The organism is Streptomyces sp. NPDC006265 (assembly GCF_040613555.1).
Taxonomy (GTDB): domain Bacteria; phylum Actinomycetota; class Actinomycetes; order Streptomycetales; family Streptomycetaceae; genus Streptomyces.
This window is the reverse complement of record NZ_JBEXSH010000259.1, coordinates 1-10,282: the sequence shown is the minus strand read 5'-3', so window position 1 is coordinate 10,282 and position 10,282 is coordinate 1. Positions and strand designations below refer to the sequence as shown.

Below are 10,282 nucleotides of genomic sequence, written 5' to 3'. Positions count from 1 at the left end.
CGGAGGTCCTGCGCGGCGCAGGCCCCGTCGAAGACCGTCCGCAGACCGGTGCCCGGGGGCATGCACACGATCGGATGGGCCGCGACGTCCCGCAGCGCGATCCGCCGCCGCGACGCCAGGGGGTGCCCCTCGGGAACCACCACGACGAGCCGCTCGCTGATGATCGTCAGCGCCTCGAGCCCCTCGGGGGCGGCGGCCGTGCCGACGAGGGCCACATCGACGGTGCCGAGGCGTACCGCCTCCACGAGCCGGTCGGAGTTGTCCTCCAGCAGGGAGATCTCCACCCCTGGATGGGTCCGGTGGAACGCGGAGAGGGCGTCGAACAGGGGCGTGACGGTGCAGCCGATGACCATGCCGACCACGAGCCGCCCCCGGATCAGCCCGGTCACCTCACCCACCGCCTGCCCGACCGCCGCGGCCGCGGCGAGCGCCGCCCGGGCATGGTCGAGCGCCGCCCTGCCCGCTGCGGTGAGGGTCGCGGTGCGCGCCGACCGGTCGAACAGCTCGGCCCCGAGCTCCCGCTCAAACCGGCGGATCTGCGCGCTGACTCCGGACTGGCTGATGTGCACCCGCTCGGCGGCCCGCGTGAAGTTCCGCTCCTCGGCGACCGCGACGAAGTACTCCAGCTGCCTCAGTTCCATGACTGTCAATTCTAGCTTCGATCACATCCATCTGTTGGACTTCTGATCGTCGCCCGCCGAGGCTGGAGGCACCGCACCGAGACATCCCGACGCCAGGAGGACCCCGTGCCGGAGTACGAGAAGGCCATGCGCCCCGAGGACATCACCCGCCTGTTCGTCGAGCGCTCCAACGCCGGTGACGCGGCCGGGGTCGCCGCGCTCTACGAGGAGGACGCGGTCCTGGCCTACCCGCCCGGCCGGCGCACGGTGGGCCGCGAAGCGATCCGCACCCTCTGGGAGAAGGTCCTGGCCGGCCGCCCCCGCTTCGAGCCGGAACACCCCCTGCCGACCCTGGTCCACGGCGACATCGCTCTCACCTCCACCCCGCCGAAGGACGGCACGGGGGCGCGGGCGCAGGTGGTGCGGAGGCAGGCGGACGGGAGCTGGTTGCGGATACTGGATCAGCCGGAGTTCCTACCGGCCGCACCCTGAGACCGCCTCAGCGGTGGTCCGGAGAAGGCCGGGACACGGCGAACCAGCCCGGCCTCACATCGGTCAACAGGCCGGGCAGCTGCTCGAGTGCCGACCGCAGGGCGTCCGCCGAGGGGGCGGCGGACGAAGGCAGGCTCCGGGCGTACCGGCCCAGGCGCCAGAGGTCGAAGATCGCCGTTCCGTCGGCGGTGAAGTCCACGTCGATGACGACTCCGTCCGGGCTCGTCAGCCGGCATCCCGCGCCGTGGACCGCGTAGCCGTACCCACCCGCCTCGCCCTTGCGACTGATCGCGCCGGACCGAGTCAGCGCAAGCAGGTCCGCCGGTCCCTCCAGTGACGGCACGGCCTGCCTGAGCGCGGCGTCGGCGGCACCGAGCGCGCGGACGAAACCGAGCACGGTCTCCCGTGCCGAAGTGCCCTGGTGTTCAGGGTCGTCTCCCCGGCCCGCCGAGCCCTTCATTCCGGCCTGCGCGCCGTACTCGCCCGCCGCACCAACCGCGTGGGCACCAGCGTCGTCCCGTGTTCCGCCCCGTCCTCCCGCATCTTGCTGAGCACCCCCTCCACACACAGCCGCCCCACCTCCGCGAAGTCCTGGTGGATCGTGGTGAGGGGCGGGAGGAAGGACGCCGACTCCGGGATGTCGTCGAAGCCGATCACGCTGACGTCGTCGGGGACGCGGCGGCCGCGTTCGTGGAGGGCGCGGAGCAGGCCGAGGGCCATCTGGTCGTTGGCCGTGAACACCGCCGTGCAGTCGGGGTCGTCGGCGAGCAGGAGGCCCGCCCGGTAGCCGGATTCGGCCGACCAGTCGCCGCGGACCAGGGGTGGCGTCACCCGGCCCGCGGCTCTCAGGGTGTCGCGCCAGGCGTTGGTGCGGCGCTGGGCGGCGAAGGAGCCCTCCGGGCCGGCCAGGTGCCACACCGTCTCGTGGCCGAGGTCCAGCAGGTGCCGTACGGCGTCACGGGCGCCGCCCGCCTGGTCGGTGTCGACGACGGTGTAGCGGTCGCCGGCGTCGGAATCGGCCACCACGACCTGCACGCCGGGCGGCAGGGAGACCGTCACCGCGTCGAGCAGGTGGATCTCCATGATGACGATGACGGCGTCCACGGCGAGCTCGCCCAGCCGGGAGAAGGCGCCGTTCACCTCGTCCTGGGTGGGGACGGCCACCGGTAGCAGGGTGACGGCGTACCCGTGCTCGGCGGCGGACGTGGCGATGGCCTCCAGGGTGCGGATGTTGCCCATGGTGGACAGGGAGAAGGTGATCACGCCGAGGGTGCGGAACTCGCCCCGGCGCAGCGCCCGGGCCGCGCTGTTGGGGCGGTAGCCCAGCTCCCGCATGGCGGCCAGGACCTGCGCGCGGGTGTCCTCGGTGACGCCCGGGAAGCCGTTCGAGACGCGGGAGACGGTCTGGGACGAGACCCCGGCGAGCTGCGCGACGTCCGCCATGGACGCGCCCTGGCGGGCCCGGGCCGCGCGCCTTCTCGTACGGCTCGCGCCCCCCGGCTGGCTCTCGCCGTCCACGGTGCCCACCTGCCCCTCGTGCCCCTCGCCGCGCACCCGGCGCAATTTTCGGTCCGGAACGAGTCCTTGACCCCTGAGATTCGGACAGTGTAGACATCCCGCCAGTGGATGTTTACGTAAACATTGCCTAGTCGAAATCGTACGAGAAGGCGCCGAATCCGCACCAGTCGCACCACGTAGGCCCCGATCTCCGCGTCCGCCGGGAGCCCTCGTCACCGCGCGGCACGCAGAAGAGCTGGAGTACTCGAGATGGCACACCGCACCCGCAAGAGAAGGCTCCTCGGGGCCATCGGCGTCACCTTGGCGACCGGAACCGTCCTGGCCACCGCCGCCCTGCCCGCCGCGCACGCCGAGACGGACGCCGCCGGTGCCGCCGCGGCCGGCGTCACCGTCCGGCCCGACCCGTCCTACTCGGGCGACAGGTTCGAGGGCTGGGGCACGAGCCTGGTCTGGTTCGCCAACGCCACCGGCGACTACCCGCCCGCGGTCCGCGAGAAGCTCTACAAGCTCCTCTTCGGCGACGACGGTCTGAACCTGAACATCGCCCGCTACAACATCGGCGGCGGCAACGCCCCCGACGTCAAGGACTACCTGCGGGCCGGCGGCGCGGTCGAGGGCTGGTGGAAGGCCCCGGCGGGCACCACCCGCGAGGACGTCGACTGGTGGAACGCGGACGACCCGGCGGACTGGAACAAGAACGCCGACGAGACTCAGCGCTGGTGGGTCGACCGCATCAAGAAGGACATCACCCACTGGGAGACCTTCAGCAACTCCCCGCCCTGGTTCATGACCGAGAGCGGCTACGTCTCCGGCAACTTCGACGCGGGCAAGGACCAGCTCAAGACCGACTCCGTCGACGACTTCGCCAAGTACCTGGTGGGCGCCACCGAGCGTCTGGAGAAGGCGCACGGCATCAAGGTCGACACGCTGGACCCGTTCAACGAGCCGAACACGAACTACTGGGGCACCAAGCTCGGTGCGGACGGCGAGCCGGTCGGCGGCCGCCAGGAGGGCGCCCACATCGGTCCCGAGCTCCAGCAGAAGGTGATCCGCGCCCTGGCCCCGGTCCTGGAGAAGTCCCGGTCGGGCGCGGAGATATCCGCGATGGACGAGACCAACCCCGGCACCTTCGCGACGAACTGGAACTCCTACCCGCAGGAGGTCCGCGACCTCGTCGGCCAGATGAACGTCCACACCTACGGCACCGGGCAGCGCACCACCGTCCGCGACCTGGCCAAGGCCGCCGACAAGCCGCTGTGGATGAGCGAGGTCGAGGGCGACTGGGGCGACGGTCAGAGCTTCACGGACATGCGGCCCGGCCTGGGCCTCGCCCAGCGCATGGTGGACGATCTGCGCGAACTGGAGCCCAAGGCCTGGGTGTTCTGGCAGCCGGTCGAGGACTACGACAACATGAAGCCGGGCGGCGAGTCCGCCAAGGGCGGCAACTGGGGTGAGATCCAGCTCCCGTTCAGCTGCACCTCGAAGGACACCCTGAAGTCCTGCCCGATCCACACCAACACCAAGTTCGACACGGCCCGCAACTTCACGCACTTCATCAAGCCCGGCGACCGGCTGATCAAGACGAACGACACGTCCAGCACCGCGGCGGTCTCCCGCAAGGGCCACGCGGCGACCGTCGTCCACGTCAACAGCGCCACCGAGGCGCGCGAGGTGACGCTCGACCTGTCGAAGTTCGGCCGGGTCTCCTCCCGTGCCACGGTCACCCCGGTGGTGACCAGCGCCGACGGAAAGCTGGAGAAGCAGAAGCCCGTCCGCGTCACCGGCAAGCGGGCCACCCTCGCGGTGCCCGCCCAGTCGGTGACGTCCTTCCTGGTCAAGGGCGTCTCGGGGGTTGCGAAGGACGCGGCCGAGTTGCGCAAGGGCCACACCTACCGCCTGACCGGCGTCCAGAGCGGCAAGGACCTCACCATCGCCGGCAACGGCACGGGCCTGGTCATCAAGACCCCGAACGCGACCGACCCCAGCGGGCAGCAGTGGCGGGTGGAGCAGATCCGCGGTGAGGACAACCGCAAGCGCTACCTCCTCACGGAGACCGGTGCGGACAAGCGCCTGGCCATCCGTGACGGCGCCCTGGTCGCCGAACCCGACGAGGGCCGCCGCGACGACGCCGCGCAGTGGATCGCGTCCTCGACCGGCGACGGCACGTGGACGCTGGTGAACGCCGCGACCGGGCAACTCCCGGATGTCGGCGGCCAGTCCACGAACGACGGCGCCTCCGTGGGCGTCTGGCAGCCGAACTCGGGATCCAACCAGCGGTGGAAGGTCACGGACGTGACGGGCAGCTGACCTTACGTCCAGCCCTCGACGCCCCCGAAACCGCTTCCCTGCCGGTCGCGGAACCGGGAGTGTCGTGCGTCACCCGGCCTCCGCGTGACCCTCCGGGTGAGTTTCCCCGACCGCCCGATCAGCCGGGAGTGTTCCCCGGCCCCCCGATCAGCCGGGAGTGTTCCCCGGCCCCCCGGCCATCCGCAACGCCCGCGTCACCGTCTCCGCGAACGACGGCCCCGCCGAGCGGTCGGACCGCAGGGCCCAGTCCTCCACGCCGATGCGCAACGCCGTGTTCAGAACGCCCGCCTCGACCCGGACGGCGAGGTCGGCGGCGGGCCGGCCCGTGCGGGAGGCGATCATCGCGGCAAACGCCGCCTCCGCGTCGTAGTGCGCTTCCAGCCACACCGCCCGCAGTCCTGGCTCGTCCCGGCACAGCCGCAGCCGGTCGCCGAGGGCCCGCAGGCGGGGGGTGGCGTCGTCGTCCTGCTGGAGGTTCAGGATCGCCTCGGCGAGGGAGCGGTGGTCGGCGGAGGAGTCCCCCAGCCGGTCCATCAGCAGATCGAGGCCCGTCGTGAGCAGGGGGCGTACGCACTCCTCCTTGGAGTGGAAGTAGCGCCACAGCGTACGCGTCGACACCCCGGACGCGGACGCGATGTCCTCAGCGGTGACCGCCGCCACGCCCTTGGCGGCGAAGAGCCGGACCGCCTCCTCGGCGATCTCCATCCGCGTCTCGGCGCGCCGCCGCTCCGCCGATCCGGCCCCCTTCGCCCACGGCGTCCCCGGCCTGGCCCCTCGCTTCGCCGGCCTCGCCGCAGCCCCGGACGGCTCCCTGCTCCTGTCGTCGAACGGGGAGGGCACGGTGCTGCGGCTGGCGCCGAATCCGTAGGGCCCGGGGGCCGGTTCAGCGGCGGCGGCCCCGGGACGGCCTGCTCCGCCGTGCGTTCGGGGCGGAACCCGTGCGCGCCGCGGGCTTCTCGGCGGGCGGCGGGGTGATGACGACGGGCACGCCCGACGGCTCCTGCGCCCCGGTGATGCGGTTCAGCTCGTCTTCGCCCGAGCGGACCCGGGTGATCTGCGGAGTGATGCCGGCGTCGACCATCAGCCGGGTCATCTCGCGCCGCTGGTGGGGCAGGACCAGCGTGACGACGGTGCCGGACTCGCCGGCGCGCGCGGTACGGCCGCCGCGGTGCAGATAGTCCTTGTGGTCGCCGGGCGGGTCCACGTTGACGACCAGGTCGAGGTTGTCGACGTGGATGCCGCGGGCGGCGACGTTGGTCGCCACCAGGACCGTGACCTGACCGTCCTTGAAACGGGACAGGGTCTTGGTCCGCTGCGACTGGGACTTGCCGCCGTGCAGGGCCATGGCGCGCACGCCGACGGCGAGCAGCTTCTTGGCCAGCCGGTCGGCGGCGTGCTTGGTGTCGAGGAACATGATCACGCGTCCGTCGCGGGCGGCGATCCGGGTCGTGGTGGCGTGCTTGTCGTCGTCCTCCACGTGCAGCAGGTGGTGCTCCATCGTGGTGACCGCGCCCGCGGAGGGGTCGACGGAGTGCACGACCGGGTCGTGCAGGTAGGTGCGGACCAGCCGGTCGACGTTGCGGTCCAGGGTGGCCGAGAAGAGCATCCGCTGACCGCCGGGGCGCACCTGGTCGAGCAGGGCGGTGACCTGCGGCATGAAGCCCATGTCGGTCATCTGGTCGGCCTCGTCGAGGACGGTGATGTCGACGTGGTCCAGGCGGCAGTCTCCTCGGTCTATGAGGTCCTTGAGCCGTCCGGGCGTGGCGACGACGACCTCGGCGCCGGTGCGCAGCGCGTTCGCCTGCCGGCCGATCGGCATGCCGCCGACCACCGTGGTGAGCCGCAGCCGCAGCGCGCGGGCGAACGGGGTGAGGGCGTCGGTGACCTGCTGGGCCAGTTCGCGGGTGGGGACGAGGACGAGGCCCAGGGGCTGCCGGGCCTCGGCCCGCCGTCCGTCGACGCGGGCCAGCAGGGCGAGCCCGAAGGCGAGCGTCTTGCCCGAGCCGGTGCGGCCGCGGCCCAGGACGTCCCGGCCGGCCAGGGAGTTCGGCAGGGTCGCCGCCTGGATCGGGAACGGCGCGGTCAGGCCCTCGGCGCGCAACGCGGCCAGCAGCCGTGCGGGCAGGTCGAGTTCGTCGAACGCCTCGACGGCCGGCAGCGCCGGGGTGACGGTGGCGGGCGGTGCGAATTCCCCGCCGGGGGCGGGGCGGCGCCCGCCGCGGCCGCCGCCCGCCGGACGGGAGGCGCTGCCTGCGCCGCCCGACTTACGGGAGCGGAACCCGTTGCCGCGGGAGTGGGGGGAGCCGTTGCTCCTGCGAGCCGTGCGGTCCATGAGGGAACCTTCCTCGATGCGGCACGCGTCGAGGAATGCGCGACGGCAGGGGAGAGCCGCAGGATTCGCAAGAGTTGAGCCGGATTGGACAAAACGAGCCGAGGCCCGCACCGCGAGGGTGCGGGCCCCGGTCAGGGCATTCGCGTACGCGTCAGGCGGGAACGATGTTCTCGGCCTGCGGGCCCTTCTGGCCCTGCGTGACGTCGAAGGTAACCTTCTGGCCTTCCTGAAGCTCGCGGAAGCCGGAGGTGGCGATGTTCGAGTAGTGGGCGAAGACGTCCGGGCCGCCACCCTCCTGCTCGATGAAGCCGAAGCCCTTTTCCGCGTTGAACCACTTCACGGTGCCAGTTGCCATGTGCATCTCCCTTGAGGGGCAGTACCCGAGACCGGCACCTTGCCGACTCGGGGTCGCTGAAATGATCACCCTCCGGAGAGATCCGAAAATCCTCGGAAACAAAAAGAGTGCTCGTCGACAAAGGTCGAAAGAGCACTCGAAGTCTCTGGGAACCAAAACTGCAACGCCAACCAAGGTAGCACAGGATGGCTCGGGAATCTCGTACCCGAGGTGGAGTCGCCCGTCCGTATGTACTGCGTTCTCAGTACCGGAGAGTGTCGGCAGGCGCACGACGACGGGACAACCCGCTCACGGACAGGCTGGGGCAGACGTTCGACACCAGATGGGGAGACCTCCTGCCGTGGCTACTTTTCTGTATCGAGTGGGCCGTCTGGCCCTCCGGCGGCGCTGGTACGTCGCCCTGGTCTGGGCGGCCGCCCTCGCCGCCGTGGGGCTGGGCTCCCTCAAGGTGCCGGGGGCCGTCGACGAGGAGTTCACGATGCCCGGCATCGAGTCCCAGAAGGCGTTCGACCTGATGGAGCAGCGCTTCCCCGGGGCCACGGCCGACGGCGCGACGGCCAGGGTCGTCTTCATCGCGCCCGGCGGCGAGAAGGTCACCGCCGCCGGGAACAGGAAATCGATCGAGAAGGCCGTGGCCGGACTCGGCGACGGCACGCAGGTCGCGAGCGCCGTCGACCCGGGCGAAGACGGTCAGCCAGGACGGCACCTGGAGAGCGCGGTGCGCGCCGCCCTGGCCGTCCATCAGGCGCCGCCGGTCACCACCCCGGGCCCGGATCGGGAGGGGGCTCGTGATCGCCATCAGCCCGCAGTGCACGGTCGCCCGCTATCTCGCCCTGCGGCTGGCCGAGCTGGGCATCACGCACCTGTTCGGCGTGCCCGGCAACCATCTCGGACCGTTCCTGACGACCCTGCGGGCCGAGGGCGACATCGAGTGGGTCGGCACCCCGACGGAGGGCGGCGCCGGCCAGGCCGCCGACGCCTACGCCCGTATCCACGGCGTGGGGGCGGCGGCCGTCACCCACAGCGTGGGGGCGTTCAACCTCCTCAACGCCTGCGGAGGCGCCTACGGCGAGCAGATCCCGCTGATCGCCGTCAACCCTCACCTCCCTACGGGCAGTGGCAGAACTACCGTGCCCTCGGCCTGCTCACCTCGCACATGAGCCCCCGCGCCGCGAGCAACCTGGAGGCCTACCGCGACCTCCTTACCGAGCTCAACGGCCGGGCCGACCGGACGCGGATCACCGCGCTGATGAAGCGGTACCGGGCGCAGAAGCGCCAGGTCGGACACGGCCTGGACGCACCCGCATCGCTCGGGTGCTCTAGTCGGACGGCGGGCCCGCCAGAGCCTCGACCTCGGCGGTGAAGAGCCGCGCCGGGTCGAAGTCCATCCCCGTGAAGTGACCGGCGAGTTCCAGTGACAGGACGCCGTGCAGCCGGGTCCAGAAGGTCATGGCCCGGTGCAGGGCCGCGGGCGGGGCCGGATGGCCGTTCGCCCAGTCCCGGTGTTCTTCGAGGTGGGTGCCGAACGGGGTCGCCGGGGCGTCCCCGTCGACCTTGGCGCAGGCGTCCAGCAGGAGCGCCATGATCTCGGACGAGATCGCGGTGATGTCGTCGGGCGCGTGGTAGCCGGGCACGGGTGTGCCGTAGATGAGGAAGTACCGGTGCGGGTCCCGCAGGGCCCAGTTCCGCAGGGCGTGCGCGAGGGCCGGCACCTCGGCGCCGTCCTTCGACGCCGTCGCCGCGATGGTGTCGGCGAGGCTGCGGTACGCGTCCCGGACCAGCTCGGTGATCAGGTCGTCGCGCCCGCCGTAGTAGCGGTACAGCGCGGGGCCGCTCATCCCCATCTGCTTGGCGATCGCGTTCAGGGACAGCGCGGACGCCCCCGCCGTGGCGATCTGCTCCCAGGCGCGTTCCTTGATCTCCGTGCGCACCTGGGCGCGGTAGCGCTCGCGGGGGGTCTTCGCACGGCCGGCCTGCGTCATGGTTAGAGGTTATCACTGAAGTGATTGACAGTCGCACCGGCCGTGCGTTAGAACCTATAACTAGCGCAAGGGTAAGTAATCGAAGTGGCAGCAGCGGAGGTCGTCATGAACAGCACCGGGGAACTCGTCGAGGTCGTCCTGCCGGGCCGGGTGGAGCCCGAGGGGCTCCGGATCCGCCACGGGGCCGTGCCCGCCCCCGGCCCCGGCCAGGTCGTGGTCCGCATGGAGGCGACCGGCGTCTCCTTCGCCGAGCAGCAGATGCGGCGCGGCCGCTACTACGACCAGCCGCCGTTCCCGTTCGTCCCCGGCTACGACCTCGTCGGCACGGTGCTGACGGCCGGCGAGGGTGCCGACCCGGGTCTGACCGGCGCCCGGGTGGCCGCGCTGGTGAAGGTCGGCGGCTGGGCCAGCCATGTGCTCGTCGACGCGGCGGACGTCGTACCGGTGCCCGAGGGGGTCGCAGCTGCGGAGGCGGAGACCCTCGTCGTCAACGGCATCACCGCCTGGCAGATGCTGCACCGCAAGGCCCGCGTCCGCGCAGGGCACACCGTCGTGGTGCACGGCGCCAACGGCGGTGTCGGCTCGGTCCTGGTGCAGCTCGCCCTGGCAGCGGGGGCGCGGGTGATCGGCACGGCGTCCGCACGCCACCACGACTCCCTGCGGGAGCAGGGAGTCG

General features: G+C 71.7%; 11 protein-coding genes and 2 pseudogenes. 6 read left to right on the top strand and 7 right to left on the bottom strand.

Features of this window, described 5'->3' with window-relative positions; all coding sequences use genetic code 11:
* The coding region (locus tag ABZ281_RS21450) for a LysR substrate-binding domain-containing protein (protein WP_356657695.1) at positions 1–641 on the bottom strand (641 nt) is incomplete at its 3' end.
* Positions 642–746: 105 nt separating this feature from the next.
* Here ABZ281_RS21450 and ABZ281_RS21445 point away from each other — a divergent pair.
* Complete coding sequence (locus ABZ281_RS21445; protein ID WP_356657693.1) at positions 747–1,112, top strand: SgcJ/EcaC family oxidoreductase; 366 nt, start codon at positions 747–749, stop codon at positions 1,110–1,112.
* Between the two features lie 7 nt (positions 1,113–1,119).
* Here ABZ281_RS21445 and ABZ281_RS21440 read toward each other — a convergent pair whose 3' ends face one another.
* The gene (locus ABZ281_RS21440) at positions 1,120–1,509 is read right to left on the bottom strand and encodes a hypothetical protein (RefSeq protein ID WP_356657691.1); all 390 of its coding nucleotides are present in this window, start codon (positions 1,507–1,509) and stop codon (positions 1,120–1,122) included.
* A 59-nt stretch (positions 1,510–1,568) separates the two neighbouring features.
* Entirely contained in the window at positions 1,569–2,555 is a 987-nt protein-coding gene (locus ABZ281_RS21435) for a LacI family DNA-binding transcriptional regulator (RefSeq protein ID WP_356657697.1), read from the bottom strand.
* 324 nt (positions 2,556–2,879) lie between these two features.
* Here ABZ281_RS21435 and ABZ281_RS21430 point away from each other — a divergent pair, with 324 nt between their 5' ends.
* Positions 2,880–4,937: a glycoside hydrolase gene (locus tag ABZ281_RS21430; RefSeq protein ID WP_356657689.1), complete on the top strand. Its 2,058-nt coding sequence runs from the start codon at positions 2,880–2,882 to the stop codon at positions 4,935–4,937.
* Positions 4,938–5,084: 147 nt separating this feature from the next.
* Here ABZ281_RS21430 and ABZ281_RS21425 read toward each other — a convergent pair whose 3' ends face one another.
* The gene (locus ABZ281_RS21425) at positions 5,085–5,642 is read right to left on the bottom strand and encodes a helix-turn-helix domain-containing protein (RefSeq protein WP_356657687.1); all 558 of its coding nucleotides are present in this window, start codon (positions 5,640–5,642) and stop codon (positions 5,085–5,087) included.
* Here ABZ281_RS21425 and ABZ281_RS21420 point away from each other — a divergent pair.
* Positions 5,572–5,805: a hypothetical protein gene (locus ABZ281_RS21420; protein WP_356657699.1), complete on the top strand. Its 234-nt coding sequence runs from the start codon at positions 5,572–5,574 to the stop codon at positions 5,803–5,805. The two genes, ABZ281_RS21425 and ABZ281_RS21420, sit on opposite strands and share 71 nt — an antisense overlap.
* Before the next feature lie 15 nt (positions 5,806–5,820).
* On the opposite strand, the gene ABZ281_RS21415 is transcribed toward ABZ281_RS21420, so the two are convergent.
* Positions 5,821–7,269 carry a DEAD/DEAH box helicase gene (locus ABZ281_RS21415; protein WP_356657685.1) on the bottom strand — a complete coding sequence of 483 codons (1,449 nt, stop codon included), beginning with the start codon at positions 7,267–7,269 and terminating at the stop codon, positions 5,821–5,823.
* A gap of 151 nt (positions 7,270–7,420) precedes the next feature.
* Entirely contained in the window at positions 7,421–7,624 is a 204-nt protein-coding gene (locus tag ABZ281_RS21410; protein ID WP_030846597.1) for a cold-shock protein, read from the bottom strand.
* A 340-nt stretch (positions 7,625–7,964) separates the two neighbouring features.
* Here ABZ281_RS21410 and ABZ281_RS21405 point away from each other — a divergent pair.
* Together ABZ281_RS21405 and ABZ281_RS21400 are read left to right on the top strand one after the other, a co-directional pair.
* Positions 7,965–8,303: pseudogene (locus ABZ281_RS21405) on the top strand (MMPL family transporter); the annotation flags it as partial.
* 109 nt (positions 8,304–8,412) lie between these two features.
* Positions 8,413–8,825, top strand: a pseudogene (locus ABZ281_RS21400) (thiamine pyrophosphate-binding protein); the annotation flags it as partial.
* Between the two features lie 118 nt (positions 8,826–8,943).
* On the opposite strand, the gene ABZ281_RS21395 reads toward ABZ281_RS21400, so the two are convergent.
* On the bottom strand, positions 8,944–9,606 hold the full coding sequence (locus ABZ281_RS21395; protein WP_356657683.1) for a TetR/AcrR family transcriptional regulator: 663 nt from the start codon (positions 9,604–9,606) through the stop codon (positions 8,944–8,946).
* A gap of 105 nt (positions 9,607–9,711) precedes the next feature.
* Between ABZ281_RS21395 and ABZ281_RS21390 the strand changes: the two genes are divergently transcribed.
* A partial coding sequence (locus tag ABZ281_RS21390) for an alcohol dehydrogenase catalytic domain-containing protein (RefSeq protein ID WP_356657681.1) occupies positions 9,712–10,282 on the top strand: 571 nt, incomplete at its 3' end.